Genomic DNA, 22,011 nt, shown 5'->3' with positions numbered 1-22,011 from the left:
CACATAGACAGCGGATTATTGAGGAAATTGAGGATTCTCGTCAGCTTTACACGGAAACGAGCCGGTTTATTCATGCTAATCCCGAAATCGGCAATCAAGAATTTCAGGCTTCCCAGGCACTGACGGGCATTTTGGAGCAAGCGGGGTTTGAGGTAACTCGGAATGTAGCGGGACACGAAACCGGATTTGTTGCCCGTAAGGCTTCTGCTAGACCAGGTCCGAAAATCGGATACTTGGCTGAATATGATGCATTGCCCAGTCTGGGCCATGCTTGTGGCCACAATATTATCGGAACCGCAAGCACGGCAGCAGCCATCGCCTTGGCGCAGGTGATCGACGAAACGGGAGGTGAGGTGTATGTGTTCGGTACACCAGCGGAAGAAGGCGGTCCTAATGGCAGTGCAAAAGGCAGCTTCGTGAAGCACGGGCTGTTCGAAGGGATTGATGCTGCACTGATGGTTCATCCATCTGGTGTGACCCGGCTGACCTCACCAAGTCTGGCAGTTGATCCGCTAGATTTTCATTTTTACGGCAAAGCGGCTCACGCCGCAGGATCACCAGAGCAGGGAATCAATGCGCTCGATGCGGTGCTGCAGTTGTTCAGCGGTATCAATGCTTTGCGTCAGCAACTGCCGACCGATGTGCGTATTCATGGCATCATTACGCATGGAGGAGACGCGCCCAATATCATTCCGGACTATGCGTCGGCACGCTTTTTCATTCGGGCATGTACTTGGCAGCGCACAGAGGAGGTTTCCACGAAAGTTCGCCATATCGCAGATGCTGCTGCTTTGGCAACAGGAGCCACTGTGAAAATCGAACGTTTTCAAAATGAAGTGCGTGATTTCATTCTGAACAATACCCTGGATGAGGTAGTAGGTCGTGAACTGGAAGCGCTGGGAGAACAGCTGGATCGTGGCCCTCGTGCCGGACTGGGTTCGACGGATGCGGGAAATGTGAGTCATGTTATCCCGACTGCACATGCTTACATTAAGATCGGTCCGGATGATCTCATCGCTCATACGGTGGAATTCAGGGAAGCGGCTGGCTCTGAGAAGGGTGAGGAAGCCTTAGTGACTGGGGCCAAAGCGTTAGCCTTGTCAGGCTTGGAGCTACTGGTGAATGAAACACTGCTGGTTGCGGTGAAGGAAGATTTTAAGCGTACGCATTCAGCGGCACAGTAAGCCAAATCCACACAGGGCATAGCAGAGCCGTCTAATATGAGTGTTATAGTTGAAGAGGATATCCTACAGTCTGTTTGGCTGCATGGATATCCTTTTTCATTTTCTTATAAGCTGCTATCATTGCTCCTCAATCGCTAGGTCACTCATAACCTCATTTTTACAAAGTACTATATTTCCAAAAACAACGTATTAACATTTGATTGTTATGATTATAGTTATAACTTTTACATATTAACTGCAAAGAGGAGTGTACACATGTTTAAGAAGTTTCAAAAGTGGTCAGCAACATCTATGTCTGTTGCTCTTGCACTAGGTTTGATTACTGGCATGTCAGCCTTACCTGTCCATGCTGAGTCACCAGGGAACACAGATCAAGGGATTAGTAAAGTTACAGCTACATTTTATGGAGACACAAAAGTCTCCAAAGGATTTACTTGGTATACTTCAAAACTTTTCACGAACAGCACTGTTCAAGTAATCAAGAAAACGGCTTCTGAAGCTGATTATACGAGTGCTCTTACATTTGAAGGCACTTCCTCTCCATCGACCAATTCTGCAGAAGAGCTTGTCCATAAAGCTGTAGCTACAGGTCTTCAAGCGGACACAGCTTATTATTATCGTGTGGGTGATGCAGCGCGCGGGATATGGAGCGAAACAGGTACGTTTCAAACGGCTCCTAAGAGCGGTGAATTTACCTTCATCGATCTAGCTGATACACAAGCAAAAAGCGAAGATGAAGCCATATTGTCTTCACAGACGCTCGAAAAAGCACTTCAAACCGTAGAAAATGCTCAGTTTGTAGTCCACAACGGAGATATCGTAGATACGGGTACCAAAGAAGAGCAGTGGAACTGGCTGCTGGGGCATTCACAAAAAAGCCTTTTGAATACAACCATTGTTCCTTCAGCGGGTAATCACGAGGATGAGAACTACGCTTTTTATGATCACTTTAATATTAACGAACCTTCTGGTTCCGCTACTAAAACAGGAGCGTACTACTCTTATGATTACAGCAATGCTCACTTTATCGTACTGAACTCCAATGAGGACTCAGAGAAATATGCCAATTTTTCTGAAGCTCAAGTCGAATGGTTAAAGAAAGATGCGGCAGCAGCAAAAAGGGCAGGTGCAAAGTGGATCATTGTTAACATTCATAAAGGTCCTTACACTACCTCTAATCATGCAACAGATTCTGACATCATGGATAAGAATGGAGTTCGTAACCAAATCGCTCCACTAATGGCCGAACTTGATATCGACTTTGTCGTGCAAGGGCACGATCATATTTACGCTCGTACGAAACCAATCAACCAAGAGGGTAAAGCAACAACGCCAACAAAATTAAAAGATACATTAAATGATAAGACGATTGAATATAGTGTGAATCCAGATGGAAGTATCTATGTCATCCCAGCAACCGCTGGCCCCAAAGTCTACTACAAAAACCCAAGTGAAAAACTTGGAGATAAGTACTATAATCTCTTTGAACTAGCTGAAGAGAATCATGCGGCAGTATATGGCCCAGATCCGAGTGACAATCGTAGACCAACACGTGGACAGGTACAGAATTTTGTTGGCATTACTGTAGACGGAAATAAACTTACAGCCGTAACGTATGAAATAGATCAAAACAAAAATGATGCCAAACCTTTTATTGTGGATCAATTCGGAATCATCAAAAAAGATTAGTATAATTGATTTAATAGTTTCTAAATGATCATAAAAGGATATCCTACAGTCTGGTTGGCTGCATGGATATCCTTTTTCATTTTCTTAGGGGATATCTACTATTGTACTTGTAATACTTACGCCCTGTTCGGAAGCTGGTAAAACGTACATAATGCAATTAACGACTTTACAAGTTTAAACATGGAGTGACTTACAGGAGGATGAAACGACGATGGCTTATCAAGAAATCAATGGAGTACGCGTATGGGGAGTACCTGATCCAGGGGCATTATCTCAAGCTCGTACATGTGCCGAAAACGGTAATGTAATTCAAGCGCTGCTGATGGCAGATCATCATAAAGGCTACAGTCAGCCGATTGGCGGTGTGATGGTGTATGACGGACAAATTTCGCCTTCAGGTGTCGGGTATGATATCGGTTGCGGAAATAAGGCGGTAAGAACCAAGCTGTTTGCAGCAGATATTATGCCGCGTATTTCAGCCGTGATGGATGAGGTTGCATGTCATATTTCGTTTGGCGTAGGTCGTGTGAATGCAATTCAGATAGACCATGAGCTGTTCGATGACCCGGATTGGGCAGTATATGCGGCGATTGGGAAACAAGAACATGACAAACTGAAGTCCTTGGCGAGAGAACAGCTGGGTACAGTAGGGAGTGGTAATCATTTTGTTGATGTATTCGTCGAGGAAGCGACAGGACAGGTCTGGATTGCCAATCATTTCGGCAGCCGGGGCTTTGGACACAAAACAGCAAGTGGGTTTCTAAATTTGGCCGCTGGACGAGAGTTTCTCGGAAAGGCGCCGGGAGAGCATATGGATCAGCCGCCTGTGCTGCTGGATATGAACAGTGAGTTGGGGGATATGTACTACCGTGCGATGCGCCTTGCCGGACGCTATGCGTATGCGGGACGTGACTATGTGATAGAACAAGTGCTTGGTATTATGGGGACCGAAGCGGACTTTACTGTGCATAACCACCATAATTACGCATGGAAAGAACAGCATGATGGGCGTGACACCATTGTGGTCCGTAAAGGCGCTACTCCCTCGGCACCTGGCCAGATGGGCTTTATTGGAGGAAGCATGGGCGATATTTCGGTGATTGTACGTGGAAAAGATTCGGTAGAAAATCGGGATTCCTACTATAGTACAGTTCATGGGGCAGGTCGTATTATGAGTCGTACCCAGGCAGCTGGTAAAATGAATTGGAAAACCCGCACACGGAGTGGTGGACAAATCACGGACGTACAGATGAAGGAGGCCGTTCGGAACTATAGTGTCGAGCTGCGCGGAGCCGGTACAGATGAAAGCCCGTTCGTCTACCGTAAACTGCGCGAGGTACTGGACGCTCATTCCGAGACCGTGGAAGTTATGCATGAACTGAAGCCCATTGGGGTATGCATGGCTGGGGCTAATGAATTTGACCCTTATAAGGATTAATAAAAAGACTATGCCTGGCAGAAGTGTTCATTCGCCGAGCATAGTCTTTTGAGTACATAAATGAGTATATAATAGAAGGAATTCATTGCTTGATGCGTTTGTTAGTAGCTCTATGTTTACAGCTTGTCAGCAAAAAGCTGTTCTTTAATATAAGCGACTGGCATTTCTTGGCCTGTCCACAGTTCGAACGCCAATGCACCCTGCCACAGCATCATGCCCAGACCGTTAATGGCAGTTGCACCTACGGATTCGGCTTGTTCCATCAGCTTGGATTTAGCTGGGCTGTACACTACATCGGTTACGATCAGATCGGAACGAAGCATGGACACATCTTCAATCACACTTTTGCCTTCTAACGGTTTCATACCAACCCCTGTACCGTTAGCGAGAATATGACTTGTGCGGATCTCTTCACGTAGCTGTTCTTGATTTTCCAATGGATAGATATTTGCCTTAACTTGGGTGTGTTCCATATCTTCATTAATAATACGGACATTCTCTTCTGCACGAGCAAAGAACTGATCGTTACGGGCAAAGATTGAAATTTCAGCCAGACCTGCTTGAGCCGCTTCAATAGCAATCGGTGTAGCTGCGCCGCCAGAGCCCACAAGTGTCATTTTCTTGCCTTTCAGGTCAATGCCGTGTTCACGCAAGTTACGAACATAACCAGATCCATCTGTACTGTAGCCTTTCAGTTTACCATCTGTGTTCACGACGGTGTTGACGGCACCTGTAAATTTAGCGCTGTCGTCCAGCTCGTCAAGATACTGTAGAATAGCTGTTTTATTAGGCATAGACACGTTATAACCGCGTATGTTCAGAGCGCGCATCCCCCGTACCACTTCTTCAAGTTGTTCATTTCCTACTTCAAAGGCCATATACACGTTATTTAGACCCAGCTTTTCAAACGCAAGATTATGCATAGCCGGGGACAAAGAGTGTCCGATTGGTGTAGCAAGCAGTCCGATTAGTTGTGTTCTTCCGTCAATACGTCCAGCATTTTTCATGATATAAGCCTCCAAGTAATCTGTGTAGTTTAATGAAATACTTTTTTATATCGATAAGCAACAAACACGGCCAGCAAAATACTGACTACAGCAATCGCAATATCCAGAATGAATACCGAGGTAATTCCCAAATTTTTGGACATGCCCCCGGTAGCCAAAGGCATCAGAATGAACGAAAGACTGGCTGCTATGTTCACGAGAGAAGTCGTAGTGCCTTTGTTCTTGCGGAAAAATTCCGTCATAACCGTGAGGGCAATTTGGAATATGCCTGCGGTAGACAAGCCGATCAAGAATGAACTGATCAAAGTAGCGACAGGATTGTGCCATGTAATTAAAGCCAGCAAAGAAAGCAGGGCAATAAGCGGATATACAATCATGACAGTAATCGGTTTAATGAATTTACCAAGTACCACAGCTAACAGAATAACGGAAACCAATGAACCTATACTATAGTAGCTCAGCAGTTTAATGGCACTGGCTTTGTCCATGCCCAGGGCCTCTTGTCCAAAGGTAGGAAGCCATAGCTGCACGATCATGAACAATACAGTAGAAGTAAAACCGATAATAATTAGAGATAAACCTTCTTGCCAAAACTTAGGCTCGCTGCGGAAAGTATCTGTGGATTGGGCAGCCTCGGTTGGAGCCTTTTGTTCCTCTGCGTTGTGGTTGGGGAAAGCTGTCATCGACAAGAAGATACCGTTCAGCAGATAAATCCCTGCTGGAATAAAGAAGGAATATCCATAGAACATATCGTGATTAATAAAGAATGCAATCATGAACGGAATCACAATAGCACCGATCGAGATGGATGCTTTGACCAGTACCGTTGCAGACCCGGCTTTTTTTCCAAAGCCTTCAATTAATGCAGGATACGTTCCTGAATCCATCATAGAGTTGCAAAGCCCTGCGATAATAGCAAACACGAATGCCAACGTATAGTTAGGCGCAAGCGGAATGCCGATCAGGAAGATTAAATAAGCAAAAGATGCAATAACAATGAGTGGTTTTCTTCCGTATTTGTCTGACATTTTTCCGGCTACCCCGAGAGCGAGCAGCTTACCGATCCCAATCGCGGACACCAGATAGCCGATGGCTGCTTTATCCGTGTTCAATTGAACGGTCAGGAAGCTCATATTCGACGATAGAATAACATTGATCATACCCAGAAGAAAATAGTTGATGTAAAGCCCTGCTGCCATTCTGATATAAGGATTTTTCATAAGTGTAACTCCCAACTTAAATTTTAGATCAATGGCCTAGGTAGGCATCGTCAGCTGTATTACATTACGCCTACAGATAAGTGAAATTATTCACATTCTTTCTATGTCATTATTATATAAGGAGTGTTATTATAAATCCAATGCATATTTTTATCGTTTTTCATAGTTTGGGTCTATAATTTAAAATATGAATTAAAGAAGGAGAGTACATCATTATGAACCTGAAGCACTTACAATATTTTCGTGTACTTGCAGAGATGGAGCATTTTACCCAGGCAGCTATGCGACTATGTATTACTCAGCCCAGTTTAAGTCATGCGATTTCAGAATTAGAAAAAGATTTGGGAGTTCATCTGTTTGAGAAGCAGGGGAGAAATATTCGGTTAAACAAATACGGACGATTTTTCCTGAAGTATGTGGAGCACGCGATGGATGAATTAGAAAAGGGAGAACACAATTTACGGGAGCTAGTGAGTCCAAGCCATGGAAATATAGATTTGGCGTTCATTTACACGTTAGGCTCACACTTCATTCCAGCGATCATTCAAGCCTTTTCAGCTCTGGATGCCCGTAAAGATATCTCCTTTTCGTTTCACCAAGGGAATACGAACGATATTATCCAGGGGCTGAAGCAGGAACATTATGATGTGGCGTTCTGCTCTTACATGGAAAATGAACCGGATGTGGAGTTTATTCCGTTGGCTCAGCAGGAACTGGTTGTCATTGTTTCGCCTGATCATCCACTGGCGACTCTAGACCAAATTGATCTCAAGGATACAGCGGATTATCCGGTGATCTTCTTTAACAAAAAGAGTGGGGTTCGGCCCATTATTGAGAATTTGTTTGTCAAAGCGGGCGTTACGCCACAGATTATTTGCGAGATTGAAGAGGATACAGCAATGGCAGGGCTGGTGTCTGTCAATTACGGAATTGGGGTTATGCCTCGAATTTCATCGTTAGATTATTTTAACGTCAAAACATTGCCTATTGTAAATCCAGAATACGAGCGTTTTATCTACCTGGCCAGCATCAAAAATAGATATTTATCCCCGGCAGTAGTGGACTTTCGGAACTTTGCACTAAGCTACGGCAAGGAGTTTTATCTGAAAACGCATCAGCGCGTCTAGGGCGGGGTTACGCAATATTTAAACTTGATAAATCTTAAAATGTGTTCTATACTTCATCATCGACACAGGTAATGTGAAATGATTCACATTTTTAATACTACAAGACTTACTTACAAAAGCAGGTGAATTCATGATGAAACGTTCTTCTTTTCCAGTGGCGACAGGCCTTTATGTAAACTATCTTTTGTTCGGCATGTTTAATATTATGCTGGCGTCCCACATGTCCTTTTTAACAGAGCATTTGCATACAGATCAGGCGGGCATCAGTCTCTTGGTTTCTGCGATGGGATTTGGCAGGCTGTTTACCCTGTACATATCCGGGGTGCTCTCCGACCGTTATGGTCGTAAGCCGTTTATTGTGGTAGCAGGGCTACTAATGGCTGTATTCTTGGTCGGTATACCGCTAAGTCCCAGCTTTGAGATGGCGATCGTACTGGCTGTGCTGGCAGGCGTAGCGAATTCTTTTCTTGATTCAGGTACTTATCCAGCGCTGATCGAAGCTTTTCCCCAATCCTCTGGTTCGGCTACAGTGTTGGTAAGAGGTTTTATATCCATCGGGGCGGCATTTTTACCGTTAATGATTATCTTTTTTATGAATCACGATATTTTCTACGGATTCTCTTTCTTTTTACCAGCCCTCATATTTACTTTGAATGCAATCTACTTGTTCGGAATGAAGTTTCCAGACATGCGGGTTCAGTCACCCAAGGAGCCAGTTGGTGATACTTCTGTATCGAGCGTTGAGCAAGCGGGAAAATTGGAGGCAAATGATCGGAGTAAGCCGCGGTTTTGGCAGGAAGGGGTATGCCTTATCTTGCTCGGATTTACCGGACCGACTTTGCTTTATATTGTGCAGTTATGGCTGCCTACTTTTGGACAACAGTTTATCGGTATGACCCAATCAGAGTCTCTCAGATTATTAGTTTATTACAATGTCGGTTCACTGATTTCCGTGTTTGTATTGGTAATTGTGTTAAGAAAATGGGTTAAACCTGTTCACATTATTCTTATTTATCCATGTATTTCCCTGTTGGCTTTTGGAGCGCTTCTCTTATTCAAGTCAGGGGCTGCGGCCATTATTTGTGCGAGCGTCATTGGGTTTTCAATATCAGGTGTACTTCAGCTGACATTAACCGTAATGAGTGAATTTTTTAGTCAACGAAAAGGACAGATTACCGGGTTTGTGTATACAGCAACCTCGCTGTCATACACGGTCATTCCCGTGTTTACAGGCTTTCTTTTGAAACATTCTCAGATATCGAGTGTTTTTATGCTAGCTATTATTGTGAATGTGCTAGGGATCGTACTGGCGGTGTTTGTTAATTTTCGGTACAGTTTAGTTTTTCCAGCAAGTCGCAAATTGTCCCCTAAAATCGTACTTGATACCAAATAAATGACGACTGGACCTAATCATCTGCATGCTTATTCAGAATGCGTTATACTATGAATTATTGTACATGTTCGACTTGAAACTGTAATTTGGGAGTGAGATAGAGATGGCTAAAATCGTAAAGGTGAAAGATGTTCTGATCGGTGAAGGAGCGCCAAAAATTTGTGTGCCCATGGTGGGAGAAACGTTGGAGCAGTTGAAGGAAGAGGCCACTTATTTACGTACGCTCGACCTGGATATCGTGGAGTGGAGAGTCGATTTTTTCGAGCATGTGGAGGATCTGGAAAAGGTTAAAGTTGCCTTACATGAAATTCGGTCTATTTTAGCAAATGTTCCGCTCGTATTTACGTTCCGTAGCGCTCGGGAAGGCGGAGAAAAGGAAATCAGTGCAGCGAGTTATGTGGAATTGAACCGTACAGTAGCCGAAACGGGGCAAGTCGAACTTATTGATGTAGAGCTTTTTAATGAGGAAGCTGATGTGAAGACGCTGGTAGAAGCAGCACATAAGCATAACGTATATGTGATTATATCTAATCATGATTTTCATAAGACGCCGTCGAAGGAGGAGATTGTGTCCCGGTTACGTAAGGCGCAGGAATTGGGAGGCGATCTGCCCAAGATAGCAGTGATGCCAACCAATACAGCCGATGTGCTCACTTTGCTGGATGCCACGCGTACCATGGCAGAAGAGCATGCAGATCGGCCGATTATTACGATGTCGATGGCGGGGAAAGGTGTCGTGAGCCGCCTGACCGGAGAACTGTTTGGTTCGGCTCTGACCTTTGGTGCTGCTAAGAAAGCTTCCGCACCGGGGCAGATTCCTGTCACTGAACTGAGAGAGATATTGACGGTGCTGCATAACCATTCTTAAAAGATGGATAGGCATTACTCGCTAGTCAGTAATATATCCGCAGTGAACCAAAAAGGAAGGCCCCCATGCGGTAAGCATGCGAGCCCTCCTTTTTGTGTAACTCTTAATTCAATCCCCGAGTAGGTTCATACAACTCCCAACCTAGATTCAGCGTTTGAATAATATAGTCTGCGACTTCTTCCGCATCCAACTGATCCGTATCGATCTTGGAGTGATTCACCGCGTAAATGTCCTGTCTGGAACGGAAGAGATCCTCAATTTCCCCTAAAGTCTTGTTTTGTAGATTGGGACGGGTGTCAATCAGCATCTTGAGCCGATCTTTCCAGGAATCCCAATTTAAATCCAAGAAGAAAACAATCGATGAAGCCAAACAAGCTTGCTTCACCTCTTCCTGTAAAAATGCACCACCGCCAACGGAAATGATTTTGAGGCGTGTGTTGCTGCATAGCTTCAAAATATGCTCTTTTTCAATCTCACGGAAACGCTTCTCTCCATAAGTTTTGAAAATCTCTGTTGTTGGCATGTTGTATTCTCGTTCAATCTCCTGGTCAATATCCACGAAATCGCGATACAGCTTGCGCGCTAGATGGGAACCGATCGTTGTTTTGCCTACACCCATAAAGCCGATGAGCACAATATTTTGTTCTTTTAATGGAATCTCACTATTGTTTTGCACGATAACCACTCTTTTCTCACCAGTAATGTTGAGATGTAACGCTTCAAAGCACTAAATACATTATACGTTCATCAAACGTGTCATTCAATAGTATAGATCACATCAAAAATGAGGTATAGAACGAAATAAGGTTCTGATTACCATTGTAGTGACATAGAGCACGCATTAGAGACTAGATACTCAGTAATTTGATGCGTAAATTGTCAAAAAATAAACTTGTACAAGTATAAAAGAGGCAATATTGTGTACTTAATTGAAAAAAAGGACATATTTTGGCGGAAAATATATTGAAATTACTGGAAGTATGATTATAATAGAGTTATGCAAATTGTAAATGTAATCGCTCTCTTTACAATTTGTGCTTTGTATTATTTATAAGACAAGATTGCTTTGAACCAAAAACCAAGTATACATATGCAAATAGTTAAATAATGCTTTATAGACATGTATCGGTTAATGGGTTCATTGTGCGAAGGTGGTGATACGGTCTACGCGTTCTAGTCAACGAAGAATTGGAACAATAAAAAATTATCTACGAGAGGGATGAATTGAAATGAAAACAAACACAGCTAAAGTATTGAAAAAGGGAATCAGTATCGCTTTATCAGGAATGTTGGTTGCTTTATTTGTCGGCAATTATTCTGCTCATGCAGCTCCAGAAGTCGTTCATAAGACCATACTTGTTAAAGCCGGAGAAGTATACGATGGTAAAGGCAAGACTGTAGTGGCTGATCCCGATACCTTGGGAGACGGAAGCCAGAAAGAGGCTCAAAAGCCTATTTTCAAGCTTGAAAATAATGCAACACTGAAAAATGTGATCATCGCTGCACCTGCTGCGGATGGTGTGCATGTATATGGCAACGGCACAATTTCCAACGTAACATGGGAGGATGTAGGTGAGGATGCACTGACGCTTAAAGAACCAGGCACGGTAAACATTACGGGCGGTGGAGCGTTCCATGCGTACGATAAAGTATTCCAAATTAATGCCGAAGGCACAATTAACATTAAAAACTTTAGAGCCGATGATATCGGAAAACTGGTTCGCCAGCTGGGCGACTCTACTTTTAGAGTGAATATGACTTTGGATAACTCGGATATTTCCAACGTGAAGGATTCGATCCTGAGATCGGACGGTCCTAACAGCAAAGCTAAAATTACGAATACTCGTTATCACAATGTGAAACAATTGTTCAAAGGTTTTAAATCTGGTAATACGAGCGAGTCCGGCAATACTCAATATTAATCGGTATAGAATAGAGTAAGGATAGGAGTACGGATGTGATAAGGGGCTGTCCAACAGGTCGTGTGGATCTGATTGGACAAGCCCCTTTTTTGGTACGGCGAGTTACCCCAAGATGATCTGGACTTCGTTCGGAACGAGGACTGTGATATGATCGTGCTATTACATTTTATACAAAAAAGTTGGGTGGCTATGAATCCTTTTCATCAATATGTGAATGTTGACGGCACCTTGAATGATACGCTGGTGCGGAATCGTGAAATTTTATATACAGGTACGAATGGTCGGCATGTGGAACGTTTTTACGTGTCTTCCTCTGAAAGTTATATATTCAAACCGCTAACCAACGATGATCAGGAGGGGCGGGAGAGATGGGTGTATGCGCATGTGCTTCCTGCGTTATCACCGATCTATCCCCGATTGCTAGCCTGGTCTGATGCAGGTGCGGATGGCGGAGGAGAATGGATGGTTTTTGAGGACCTTGGTCCGTTACATCATCTACACGCAGACGAAACCCTGTTACGGGCTATTGGACTTGTTGCATGGTGGCATGCTTTGCCGACGGATCGTTTTGCTGGAATGCCGCTGCGGGGACCGAAGCCACTCATTCAGGAGATGGTTTCCGAGCTATACACGCGCAAGCCGGATGTGTTAAATCTTTGCAGCTCACTGGGATTATCTAAGCAACAGATGCTGCGTATGTATGTACAGCTGGAGCATTTATCTTTTTCACAGCAGCTAGTACTGTCTCATGGTGATCTTCATCCGGGGAACTATGCGCTGAGCGGGGAACGGCTTATGGTACTGGATTGGGAGCATGCTCATCTGAACACACCGCTGTGGGATGTATATCACCTGATCGACATGTCCCATCCGTTGTTTCCCCGACGGATGACGTCCGAATTGCGTATTCGTATACTGGACACATACGTGGGGCAGCTGGAGCTGTTGGGGATAAGAGTGGATCGAACGGCATTTATACTGGAATATGGCATGTTTGCGGTGGTATTTTCGCTCTGGATGCTGTTGTTAATCACAAGTGATTTGCAAAGGATTGGAACGAACCTGCATAGAAACGGCGATAAATGGTCAAAAGAGCAATTAGAGTCCCAGTTGGATGAAACGTTAGCCTGTTTGAACCAATGTGCAGCGATGATGGATTGGGGACAAGCCCAACCATGTAGATAGTAGCTTAAGACATAGACTGTATTTAGTTAGTAAAAGAAGGTGGGAAATAAATCCATGAAAAAAGTCGGTTTGGTCATGAGAAAAATACAATTTGCAGAAGCACAGGGTCCTCGTATTTTTGCAGAACGTCTGAAGCAGATCGGGTTGGAATTGGGGGTGGACATCGTATTTGTATCACCAGAGCGCCATGTGAGCAGCCATGACTGGCTTCCTGGTTATGAGCACGAAAAGGGCGACTTGGTCAACTATGACGTCGTTCTGGACCAACTCCATGAGCAGCAGATTGAGCACGTTATTTATACGGTATCCGGCTTTACCTATTTGAACATGTTTTTTAAAAACAGCGTGCTTTTTCCGCATAGTTTTCCTGATCCGGCACTTACAGGCTATGAGATGATGAAGCCTTTTTATCAGATCGTGGACAAGGCTATCGTACAGACTGCCTTTCTCAAGCAGGAGATGGCTTCGAAGTTTGGCGTAACTGATGTGACGGTCATCCCGATCGGATTTAATGAGCGGCTGGTGGAAAAGCATTTTGATCCCTCGCAAGTGGTAGAGAACCGGGTGATGTGGATTGGTAGAGATGAGGAGAACCGCCGTCCTGATCTGGTGCTGGAGTATGCGAGGCATAACCCTGACAAGGATGTCTATATGGTATTTGGCGGTGAACGCTACAAGGAAAGTATGAAGAAATACGATATCCCGGACAATGTTAAACTTCAATTTGCGTTGACGCAAGATGAGGTGTTTGCACTGATGAACACGGCGAAGGTATATTGGAGCTGCTCCAAATTCGATACGTTCGCGATGCCACTGACCGAAGCGCTGGCTATGGGTAAAATCGTCGTGAAGCCCGAGCATCCTTGCTATGGACATATCAGCTCTACGCATTCTTTTTCAGGGAATGAGAAAAACTGGTTCGAGCTGGTCAATATGGCTGCCGCCTCACCACGCCGGGTTTCTACAGAAAATCAGGCATACGCTATGGAACAGTTTTCAAGTCAGGTGATGAAGCAGGGCTATCGGGACTTTTTTGATCATTGGTTAAGCTGAGCGGCAAGGCAAAATACTGTGGTTGTAACACGCATTTGCGCGTCCAGATGAAAACAGAAATAACCCGCAAGGGGGTCACTTTATTTCAAAATGTCCATCATGCGGGTTACGGTCTTTGACTTATCGTTTGGACTTTACTGGAACTGGGGTTCCTTTTTTAAAGCGAACCGGTCTTCTCGGAATTCTGCGAATGCCAGAGTCCGCCGATTTGGAAGGTAACGCTCTACGAGTTTTCTTTGTTGACAGTAAGCTTTGGTTGGTTCTGCTGAAATCGACAGTGTAATCATCTACAGATGAATCAATGGGAAGTCTGCGCATCCCCACTTGTCTGGATGATTTGCTGCTATCGTTCCAACACCGATGAAAATCATGGTCGGTACTTCTCGGGAGCCATGTGTAGTACGTACCTGACCACGTATTTCCGGAGTAATCTTCAGCATAATAATAGAATGTGGTTCCTCCTACGGACCCGTTCCATACTTTCCTCGTATCACCAGGCTTTATCCGATACCAGCCCTTTTTAGAATAATTCATGGGATGACAGTCGGAATCAGGATAAGCATAGGCAGCATAGATCGTGTTACTCGTGCTGTTAGTAAAATAAAGGCTCATCATACACACTTCTTTCCTCATAAATTGGTATTGCAATGTCATACTATGAGGAATGTAGAAGAAGAGAGTGGACAATATCTCTCAATCTATGAAAAATGAACCATTAGTTTACTTCCAACCTACTAAATGATTCTATGACTGTATCTCGGCTATCGCTTCAGTATGAGCCGTCTTGCGATCCTCAATGTAGCTAACTATCATGAGTAGCAGACCGCCGACAGTGATTAGCGATGCAACCCATGGAATAGCGGCTAGCCCCATTTGATTAATAACAACTCCCCCGATAAAAGCACCGCCTGCGTTGCCCAGATTTAATGCGGAATGGCTGGAGGTAGAGGCAAGTAAAGGAGCCTCATATGCCAGATTCATGATGCGAACCTGAATACCCGGCATGATGCCGAACGCAGCAATGCCCCAGATAAAGACCGTGATGACGGCCAATACCTTGCTTTGAAGCGTAAATGTCAGAATGGCCAAAATAATAGCCAGCACAGCATAGTTTGCGATCAGGGATGGAAGTAGTTTCCAATCTGCGAGCTTGCCGCCAACGATGTTGCCGATCGTTACCCCTAGGCCAAACAGGACGAGAATCCAGGTAATGCTATGCTCGGCAAAGCCACTAATATCCGTAAGCAAAGGCGTAATGTACGTAAAGACAGTGAACAGGCTACCACAACCGACTGCACCTGTGAGCAGCATCAGTAGCACTTTTGGATTAAACAGGCTTTTGACTTCTTGTTTGAGACTGGAAGGCTTGTCCTGATGAATCACCGGAATGTAGCGAATGATACCAAAGAGAGAAATCAAGCCGATGACCACAATGGCTCCAAAGGAAGCACGCCAGCCGAGCTGTTGTCCGATAAAGGTACCAAAAGGCACGCCAATAATGTTCGCCACGGTCAAACCGGTCAGCACCATAGAAATAGCACCCGCGCGTTTGTCAGGACGAACCAGTCGGGCAGCGATCAGGGAACCGGCTCCCAAAAAGGTTCCGTGCGATAATGCAGTAGCCATACGGGCCGCAATCAGAAGTTCGTAATTGGGAGCAATGACGGAAAAAAGATTGCCTAAAATGAATATGATCATTAGCAGACATAGCAGCTTTTTCTGCGGTACCTTATGGGTTAATACAGTAAGCACAGGTGCGCCAATGGCCACACCAAGCGCGTAACTGGTGATTAACTGCCCGGCTTGAGGAATTGTAACATGAAGATCATGGGCTACATTGGGTAGAAGTCCCATAATGACGAATTCGGTCATGCCAATGGCGAAGGCACCAAGGGTCAACCATAGCAAGGAGGGGGGGAAGCGATTTGCTGTCATATTTTCTTGAGTACTCATAAGTGTCTTGTATCCTCCTGAAAAAATAGTAATGCGAGTATATCATTACAGGCGATATCTGGCGACCCATTTTGCAAGAATTTCACATACTAAGTTGATGAGTTTTATGTAATTTACAAAAGCGACAGGTAGGAAGGAGCCAAGTATGTTATTTTGGTAGTATGATATGAAGATCGTAAATAACGCTGTAAGAAACAATCTAAGGAGGATACAACGATGGCACCTAAAGTGGTACATAGTATTACAGATTTAATAGGAGATACACCTTGTGTAAGACTCCAACGGCTCACAAGGCCGCAGGATGCGGAAGTGTATGTGAAGCTGGAGTATTTTAATCCAAGCGGCAGTGTTAAAGATCGAGCGGCGGGCAACCTGATTGCCGAGGCGGAAAAGGCAGGACATCTAAAGCCGGGAGGCACCATTATTGAGCCGACGAGTGGCAACACGGGAATTGGTCTTGCGATGAATGCGGCAGCCCGAGGTTACCGTGCAATTTTGGTGATGCCTTCGAATATGACGAAGGAACGGATCAATATTTTGAAAGCCTACGGGGCTGAGGTCGTACTGACACCAGCGGAAGAACGGATGCCAGGAGCGATTCGCAAGGCACTCGAACTGGGGGCTGAAATTGAAGGGAGTTTTATCCCGCATCAATTTGAAAATGAGGCAAATCCGGATATCCACCGTACGACGACGGCACTTGAGATTTTGGAACAGACAGAAGGGAAGCTGGATGTGTTCGTCGCTTCTTCGGGAACGGGCGGTACCATTACGGGAACAGGTGAAGTGCTGCGTCAGCATTTGCCGGATCTGCGGATTGTTGTAGTTGAGCCTAAGGGCTCGCCAGTGCTATCTGGAGGAAAACCCGGTCCACATAAGCTGGTTGGCACCAGTCCAGGCTTTGTTCCCACCGTGCTGAATACGGAAGTGTATGACGAAATCGTGCAGGTTTCCGATGAGGATGCGATTGCAATGACACGGGCGATTGCTGCCCAGGAAGGGATTCTGGTTGGCCCCTCTAGCGGAGCTACGATATGGACGGCGATTCAGGAAGCTCGGCGTTTGGGAGCAGGCAAACGGGTACTTTGCATTGCCCCGGATACCGGAGAGCGTTATCTGAGCATGGGGATATTCGGATAAAAAGATGTGGATTGGGGCCAAAGTAATACACGACCGTAAGTAAGTGGTAAAATAGGTATGTGATAGCGGTTCCACGAACTATTCATATGTGGATGAAGCAGGGAATATTTTGAGGGTTGAAGGAGGAGCAGCATGAAGATTATGCCTTTACAGAAACGTGGAATCTCCGATAGTCGGCTGGCGCTCGGTTGTATGCCTTTTGGTGGAGAATGGAGCCATGCACCGTTTACGCAGGAACATGTCGTTGAAGCGGAAAGAGCTGTAGAAGCTGCACAATCCATTGGGATTACGATGTTCGATCATGCGGATATCTATCGTATGGGGAAAGCGGAAGAAATTTTCGGTCAGGTTTTAAAGGGACAGCCGGGCTTGCGTGAACAAATCGTTATTCAGTCCAAATGTGGCATTTTTCTGCCGGATGGTACGCTCCCCGGCCGTTTTGATTTCTCATATGCACATATTATGGAGTCCGTGGATGGTATTCTGAAGCGTCTGGGTACGGAATATTTGGACATCCTGCTGCTGCATCGCCCTGATCCGCTGGTAGAGCCGGAAGAAGTAGCGAAGGCGTTCAGCGAGCTTAAGACGTCTGGCAAAGTACGGCATTTTGGCGTTTCCAATATGAATGTAAGCCAAATTCGTTTTCTGGAGCGGAGCCTAACGGAGCCGCTGATCGCTAATCAGCTGGAAATGAGCCTGGCGCATCTGCATTTTGTAGATCAGACAGTACATGTGAACCAGCAGGCGGGAACGAATGTACATTTTGGCGAAGGTTTGCTGGAATATTGCCAAACCGAGGATATTCAGCTCCAAGCCTGGGGACCGCTGGCGCAGGGACGTTTTAGCGGAGGTTCTTTGAAAGGGGAGCCTGAGCATGTCGTTAAGACGGCAGAGCTGGTGCAGAAGCTGGCTTCTGAAAAGGAAACGACACGTGAAGCGATCGTCCTTGGCTGGCTTATGAAACATCCGGCACGGATTCAGCCTGTCATTGGCAGCGCCAATTCTGAACGAATTAAGGCATGTCAGGATGCGGAACGCCAGAGCGAGCTGATGACCCGTGAGGAATGGTACGAATTGTACGTCAGTGCGCGCGGACAAGCCTTGCCATAACTCGTATAGCGGACCAGCTTGTTACAACAGGCGTATGTGGATGTAAGTGTATGACTTCGTTTATACGAACCGTAGTTTAATAGCCCCTCCCTTCGTCTCATTAAAGACGGAGGGAGGGGCTATTTACATGGCTGCATCTCATATTGTCTCAGCAGCTATTCCTCTTCGTAGCGTGCAAGGGCCTTGGCCGTTGTTTCCTTCATTCGTGAAATCAGCCGGGAGCCTTGGACGACCTTGACACGTTTGCCAAGGAAACGGATTTTAGATAGTACATATTCACATTCGTCTGCCTGGAAAGTGAGCGTAATACGATAGGTATCTGCTTGCTGAACATATTCGACCTCTTTTTCAAAGCAGGAAAAAGCATATAAAATACGAGACATTTCCCCGTTGTATACAGGGATAATTTCGATGATGCCCTGTTCTTTTCGCGACTCCAGTATACCGAGTATACGTTGGGTGAATTTTTCGGCCTCTTCAGGCAGAAGCTCATCTTCCGTGACGTTCACGATATTAGACAGCTTGGTAGACATGAGCGCGCGGTGTCTGCGGTTATACCACAGCAGGCTCCAATCTTTTTTGACCATGGAGAACTCCAGCTTATATGGAAAACCGGATATCCGTTCATGCATACGCCCGTTGCGCAACCTGTAGCTCAGGCAGATGCCTGAACGGGAGCGTAGGATCGGACGCAATGTGAGTAGAAGCGGATGATATACGGAGACAGCAGGGATACCTGCTTTTTCCCGCAAACTTCCATCGGCCTCCAGAGGCTCGTCGTCTGCGAGCATCTGCCGAAGCTTATCAAGCGTAGACGGGGTGAAAGCCTCTATTGCTGCCGAGTCTGTCAGCATAGATTGGAGCCAGACTCTTTCCTGCGATGTGGTAGCAAAAGCGCCCGATTCATCCAGCCGAGAGACGATCTGGTAGTTAAATATTTTCTCGAACAGGCTCATAATAGGCTTGCAGCTCCTTCCATTCCTGTCTGAATTCCTTGCGCAGCCGCTGAGGCTCCAATACCTCACAGCTTGATCCGAAGCTGCGAATCCACGGTTTAATCTCGGTGATCCCATTCACTGTGATTTCATAGATAAAGGATTCACTTTCTTCCTCCGCGATCGTACCCCATTGTCCCTGTGACAGTACACGTTCCCGAATAAAGTTGCGCTTCGCGCCCTCAGGATTAAAAAAACGTACCCGTACCTTCACAGGACGACCGGTATCAACAAGCCAGCTGTACCGCATTTTTTCTTCCAACACCGCTAGCAGGTCGGCATGAAACTGCTCTGGTACAGGCTTGCCCTCCACCAATTGAGTCATGCCTTCCATACGAAACTTCATGATTCCTTTACCGCCTACATGACCCAGAACATACCAACGTCCATATTGATGATCATAGATGACTTGCAGGGGCAGAATGGTATGTTCACGGCCCTCCGTCTCTTTTTCAAACAGCGGGTTTGTGTTCTGTGACCCGTACATGCTTCGTTTGGACGTCGAAAAATATAAAAAAGCTACACAGCGACGTTGCCGAATCGCGTGTAGAAGCGGATGAATATGCGCTTCGTCCAGAATGCGTGAATAATAGTGGTATTTATATAAAAAAGGTTCGATTATATCCCGATCTCCGGCTTGACGGCGCATGGCCTTTTTAAGATGATCTCGCAACAGATATCCCTGCACAGAGGGAAGCTGGGTGTTGGCCATAATGTCTACAAAATCATATAAGTCCAGTAATTCCTCGTCCGTCAGTCCTGTCACCAGATCGTTGCGGACAGCATAGCGATAAGGTCTGCCGCCGGGTTCCTTGCGAACCACGCCGACTTCGACCAGATATTTCAGATCGGAACGAATCGTTTTCTCATCCGGCAGCGAACTGTCGGAAGGCAGCCCGTTGCAGCAAGCATCCAGCAATTCCATAGTGGTCAGAGGCTGTGACTGTAGCGCTGTCAGCAGAAGAGATAAGCGGACGCTTTCTGATTCCTTGAGCGATTTGGCCCGAAACAAGAATAGTAGTAATGGATCAGCGGATTCATAATAATTAAAGCGCAGCATTTCATTAAAATCATGTCCCTGGTCCTCAGGCAACTGCTGTTGTACGGATTGGACGATTTCCTTGAGACGCCGGATTGTTTTATCAAAGGTATGCACTGAAATGCCCAGTCTGTCTGCAAATTGCTGCCGATTATAAGCGCCGCTGGTCAGTGTGAGCATGCGCAGGAATTGAATTTCTTTATCAAAACTCTCTCTCGCCATGATGCATTCCCCGTTTCTGTTGCCGTTCTCCGAAAGCAATTATCCCTTTATTCTAACAGGGAAGGGATGCTGGAAAAAGGGAAATTATTCTTCTTTGTAATACTTTCACCATGTTCACGACTTCCAAAATAAAGCATCATAGAAATATAAGATAGCACGATGAAATAAGAAGCAATACATAACAGAAGGGTGATGCAACATGTTTGGACGACGCAAAAATGAAGTGTTATATCCATGGGTAGGCAAGCTTTCGATTTATGAAACGATTATGCAGGGAATGGATACTCAGGGCAGGCTTACTGATGATCAATTACCGGACGATGAAGAATATTGGGCAGGTCACACGATGCGTTGGGTGGCAGGAGGATTAGATGGAGCATTTGGGCATCATGGTGCTGGCGAGCATGTAGCCGATAAAATCAAGGATCTGGTGCAGCTGTTGTCCAGACAATGTCGTAAGCCAGGAATGAAGACGAGACGTGAGACGTATGTACGCTTGATGGAGGAAAATGCGCTCAGTCTGATTGATCCGTTGCTGGATGCGGTGCGCCAGCATCCAGCAATTCAGCCGGACCGATTGTATGAGGAAGCGCGTTGGCTGGCTGAACACGGAGCACACCGCAATGTGGTGAAGATAGGCATTGCGTTGCTTGGATTGCTGGAGACAGAGCAGCATCACGAGCTTATTTTAACGCTGGCAAAGCATGATGAATTCACGCTATATGCGGCTGTAGCTATCTGTAATATTTCGGAGCAAGCCAACGAACAGTTGTATACGTTAGCCCGCCAGGTACATGGCTGGGGACGTATTCACGTAGTGGAACGGCTGGAACCTACGCGTCAGGAAATACGTGATTGGCTACTGCGGGAAGGATTCCGCAATAATGTCATGTATGAATATCTTGCTTATGAGTGCGCTCATAAAGGCGAGCTGCATACAGCCATCGCCGTTCCGCAGATTGATCAGGAGTTGTTTGACGGAGCAGGCGAAATTCTGTCGGCTTTGCTGGCAGCAGGCGGACCTGCGGAAAGTATAGACGATTATGAGCATGCCGCTATGGTTATAGGTAACTACCTTCGTCATGCCAAGGCCATGTGCACGACGGTGCAGCATTTTACGATCATCATGGATATTGCAGACTTTCTGGATGAAGAGGACGATTCATGGGAGACTCGTTATGAGCATGAATGGACACCGGAATTGCGTAGACGTTACGCGTCGCTGTGCCAGCAGATGATGGACGATCCGCAGTGGGTGAAGCTGGTAGAGCAGGAGCTGCAGCATGCAGATTCACCGCATCTCCACTGTGCCATTCGCGCAGCTCAAATGCTAACACTAGATGTATGGCCCATGCTATTTGATCAATTAAGCAGATACCCAGTCAAGCCTAATCTGTACTTTGAACTCATCAAGACAGAGGATGAACAGCGGGTGCGCAAGTTGGTGGCTTTTGCAGAACAGCACT

Annotated in this window: 19 protein-coding genes and 1 pseudogene; 12 read left to right on the top strand and 8 right to left on the bottom strand. The window is 45.7% G+C overall.

The genetic code is table 11. The features are described from left to right. From GRP75_RS08565 to GRP75_RS08555, 3 genes are all read left to right on the top strand, one after another. A partial coding sequence (locus GRP75_RS08565; RefSeq protein ID WP_202404051.1) for a M20 family metallopeptidase occupies window positions 1-1,184 on the top strand: 1,184 nt, incomplete at its 5' end. A 255-nt stretch (window positions 1,185-1,439) separates the two neighbouring features. Next, entirely contained in the window at window positions 1,440-2,873 is a 1,434-nt protein-coding gene (locus GRP75_RS08560; RefSeq protein WP_075153782.1) for a purple acid phosphatase family protein, read from the top strand. A 211-nt stretch (window positions 2,874-3,084) separates the two neighbouring features. Continuing rightward, window positions 3,085-4,311 (top strand): RtcB family protein, encoded by a 1,227-nt coding sequence (locus tag GRP75_RS08555; protein WP_160789100.1) that lies wholly within the window; start codon window positions 3,085-3,087, stop codon window positions 4,309-4,311. A gap of 116 nt (window positions 4,312-4,427) precedes the next feature. On the opposite strand, the gene GRP75_RS08550 is transcribed toward GRP75_RS08555, so the two are convergent. Both GRP75_RS08550 and GRP75_RS08545 read right to left on the bottom strand, forming a co-directional pair. Then, the gene (locus tag GRP75_RS08550) at window positions 4,428-5,318 is read right to left on the bottom strand and encodes a shikimate dehydrogenase (RefSeq protein ID WP_160789099.1); all 891 of its coding nucleotides are present in this window, start codon (window positions 5,316-5,318) and stop codon (window positions 4,428-4,430) included. A gap of 29 nt (window positions 5,319-5,347) precedes the next feature. After that, window positions 5,348-6,538: an MFS transporter gene (locus GRP75_RS08545; RefSeq protein WP_160789098.1), complete on the bottom strand. Its 1,191-nt coding sequence runs from the start codon at window positions 6,536-6,538 to the stop codon at window positions 5,348-5,350. A 215-nt stretch (window positions 6,539-6,753) separates the two neighbouring features. On the opposite strand from GRP75_RS08545, the gene GRP75_RS08540 reads away from it, so the two are divergent. The 3 genes from GRP75_RS08540 to aroD all read left to right on the top strand — a co-directional run bounded on the left by GRP75_RS08540 (window position 6,754) and on the right by aroD (window position 9,926). Beyond that, window positions 6,754-7,665, top strand: a complete 912-nt coding sequence (locus tag GRP75_RS08540) for a LysR family transcriptional regulator (RefSeq protein WP_160789097.1) — start codon at window positions 6,754-6,756, stop codon at window positions 7,663-7,665. A 130-nt stretch (window positions 7,666-7,795) separates the two neighbouring features. Further along, window positions 7,796-9,058 (top strand): MFS transporter, encoded by a 1,263-nt coding sequence (locus GRP75_RS08535; RefSeq protein ID WP_160789096.1) that lies wholly within the window; start codon window positions 7,796-7,798, stop codon window positions 9,056-9,058. Window positions 9,059-9,161: 103 nt separating this feature from the next. After that, window positions 9,162-9,926, top strand: a complete 765-nt coding sequence (gene aroD, locus GRP75_RS08530; RefSeq protein WP_160789095.1) for a type I 3-dehydroquinate dehydratase — start codon at window positions 9,162-9,164, stop codon at window positions 9,924-9,926. 103 nt (window positions 9,927-10,029) lie between these two features. On the opposite strand, the gene GRP75_RS08525 is transcribed toward aroD, so the two are convergent. Further along, complete coding sequence (locus tag GRP75_RS08525) at window positions 10,030-10,602, bottom strand: shikimate kinase (RefSeq protein ID WP_023987143.1); 573 nt, start codon at window positions 10,600-10,602, stop codon at window positions 10,030-10,032. A 553-nt stretch (window positions 10,603-11,155) separates the two neighbouring features. On the opposite strand from GRP75_RS08525, the gene GRP75_RS08520 reads away from it, so the two are divergent. The 3 genes from GRP75_RS08520 (at window position 11,156) to GRP75_RS08510 (ending at window position 14,086) form a co-directional block, all read left to right on the top strand. Beyond that, the gene (locus GRP75_RS08520) at window positions 11,156-11,848 is read left to right on the top strand and encodes a pectate lyase (RefSeq protein ID WP_013308930.1); all 693 of its coding nucleotides are present in this window, start codon (window positions 11,156-11,158) and stop codon (window positions 11,846-11,848) included. A gap of 147 nt (window positions 11,849-11,995) precedes the next feature. After that, window positions 11,996-13,033: an aminoglycoside phosphotransferase family protein gene (locus tag GRP75_RS08515; protein ID WP_202404050.1), complete on the top strand. Its 1,038-nt coding sequence runs from the start codon at window positions 11,996-11,998 to the stop codon at window positions 13,031-13,033. A gap of 54 nt (window positions 13,034-13,087) precedes the next feature. After that, the gene (locus GRP75_RS08510) at window positions 13,088-14,086 is read left to right on the top strand and encodes a glycosyltransferase (protein ID WP_025721310.1); all 999 of its coding nucleotides are present in this window, start codon (window positions 13,088-13,090) and stop codon (window positions 14,084-14,086) included. A 287-nt stretch (window positions 14,087-14,373) separates the two neighbouring features. Here GRP75_RS08510 and GRP75_RS29595 read toward each other — a convergent pair whose 3' ends face one another. The 3 genes and pseudogenes from GRP75_RS29595 to GRP75_RS08500 form a co-directional block, all read right to left on the bottom strand. Further along, window positions 14,374-14,526: a hypothetical protein gene (locus tag GRP75_RS29595; RefSeq protein ID WP_237448965.1), complete on the bottom strand. Its 153-nt coding sequence runs from the start codon at window positions 14,524-14,526 to the stop codon at window positions 14,374-14,376. A 22-nt stretch (window positions 14,527-14,548) separates the two neighbouring features. After that, window positions 14,549-14,698: pseudogene (locus GRP75_RS30630) on the bottom strand (DUF1036 domain-containing protein); the annotation flags it as partial. A gap of 132 nt (window positions 14,699-14,830) precedes the next feature. Then, entirely contained in the window at window positions 14,831-16,039 is a 1,209-nt protein-coding gene (locus GRP75_RS08500; RefSeq protein WP_160789093.1) for an MFS transporter, read from the bottom strand. A gap of 216 nt (window positions 16,040-16,255) precedes the next feature. Here GRP75_RS08500 and cysK point away from each other — a divergent pair, with 216 nt between their 5' ends. After that, window positions 16,256-17,179 (top strand): cysteine synthase A, encoded by a 924-nt coding sequence (gene cysK, locus GRP75_RS08495; RefSeq protein ID WP_023987148.1) that lies wholly within the window; start codon window positions 16,256-16,258, stop codon window positions 17,177-17,179. 132 nt (window positions 17,180-17,311) lie between these two features. Beyond that, a complete protein-coding gene (locus GRP75_RS08490; protein ID WP_160789092.1) occupies window positions 17,312-18,289 on the top strand; it encodes an aldo/keto reductase in 978 nt (325 codons plus the stop codon). A gap of 155 nt (window positions 18,290-18,444) precedes the next feature. Here GRP75_RS08490 and GRP75_RS08485 read toward each other — a convergent pair whose 3' ends face one another. Continuing rightward, complete coding sequence (locus GRP75_RS08485; protein WP_160789091.1) at window positions 18,445-19,245, bottom strand: WYL domain-containing protein; 801 nt, start codon at window positions 19,243-19,245, stop codon at window positions 18,445-18,447. Further along, window positions 19,220-20,545, bottom strand: coding sequence for a helix-turn-helix transcriptional regulator (locus GRP75_RS08480; RefSeq protein WP_160789090.1), 1,326 nt, complete (start codon window positions 20,543-20,545; stop codon window positions 19,220-19,222). Before GRP75_RS08480 ends, GRP75_RS08485 begins: the two co-directional genes overlap by 26 nt. Before the next feature lie 199 nt (window positions 20,546-20,744). On the opposite strand from GRP75_RS08480, the gene GRP75_RS08475 reads away from it, so the two are divergent. Beyond that, on the top strand, window positions 20,745-22,011 hold a 1,267-nt coding region (locus GRP75_RS08475), incomplete at its 3' end, for a limonene hydroxylase (protein WP_160789089.1).

The sequence above is a fragment of the Paenibacillus sp. OT2-17 genome, assembly GCF_009827695.1.
Taxonomy (GTDB): Bacteria; Bacillota; Bacilli; order Paenibacillales; family Paenibacillaceae; genus Paenibacillus; species Paenibacillus polymyxa_B.
This window is presented reverse-complemented; position numbering and strand designations above follow the sequence as displayed.

Excerpts from the sequence above, each read along its gene's own strand:
- GRP75_RS08560 (WP_075153782.1), top strand. The coding sequence starts at position 1,440 with ATGTTTAAGAAGTTTCAAAAGTGGTCAGCAACATCTATGTCTGTTGCT.
- GRP75_RS08555 (WP_160789100.1), top strand. The coding sequence starts at position 3,085 with ATGGCTTATCAAGAAATCAATGGAGTACGCGTATGGGGAGTACCTGAT.
- GRP75_RS08550 (WP_160789099.1), bottom strand. The coding sequence starts at position 5,318 with ATGAAAAATGCTGGACGTATTGACGGAAGAACACAACTAATCGGACTG.
- GRP75_RS08545 (WP_160789098.1), bottom strand. The coding sequence starts at position 6,538 with ATGAAAAATCCTTATATCAGAATGGCAGCAGGGCTTTACATCAACTAT.
- GRP75_RS08540 (WP_160789097.1), top strand. The coding sequence starts at position 6,754 with ATGAACCTGAAGCACTTACAATATTTTCGTGTACTTGCAGAGATGGAG.
- GRP75_RS08535 (WP_160789096.1), top strand. The coding sequence starts at position 7,796 with ATGATGAAACGTTCTTCTTTTCCAGTGGCGACAGGCCTTTATGTAAAC.
- aroD (WP_160789095.1), top strand. The coding sequence starts at position 9,162 with ATGGCTAAAATCGTAAAGGTGAAAGATGTTCTGATCGGTGAAGGAGCG.
- GRP75_RS08520 (WP_013308930.1), top strand. The coding sequence starts at position 11,156 with ATGAAAACAAACACAGCTAAAGTATTGAAAAAGGGAATCAGTATCGCT.
- GRP75_RS08515 (WP_202404050.1), top strand. The coding sequence starts at position 11,996 with ATGATCGTGCTATTACATTTTATACAAAAAAGTTGGGTGGCTATGAAT.
- GRP75_RS08510 (WP_025721310.1), top strand. The coding sequence starts at position 13,088 with ATGAAAAAAGTCGGTTTGGTCATGAGAAAAATACAATTTGCAGAAGCA.
- GRP75_RS29595 (WP_237448965.1), bottom strand. The coding sequence starts at position 14,526 with ATGCTGAAGATTACTCCGGAAATACGTGGTCAGGTACGTACTACACAT.
- GRP75_RS08500 (WP_160789093.1), bottom strand. The coding sequence starts at position 16,039 with ATGAGTACTCAAGAAAATATGACAGCAAATCGCTTCCCCCCCTCCTTG.
- cysK (WP_023987148.1), top strand. The coding sequence starts at position 16,256 with ATGGCACCTAAAGTGGTACATAGTATTACAGATTTAATAGGAGATACA.
- GRP75_RS08490 (WP_160789092.1), top strand. The coding sequence starts at position 17,312 with ATGAAGATTATGCCTTTACAGAAACGTGGAATCTCCGATAGTCGGCTG.
- GRP75_RS08485 (WP_160789091.1), bottom strand. The coding sequence starts at position 19,245 with ATGAGCCTGTTCGAGAAAATATTTAACTACCAGATCGTCTCTCGGCTG.
- GRP75_RS08480 (WP_160789090.1), bottom strand. The coding sequence starts at position 20,545 with ATGGCGAGAGAGAGTTTTGATAAAGAAATTCAATTCCTGCGCATGCTC.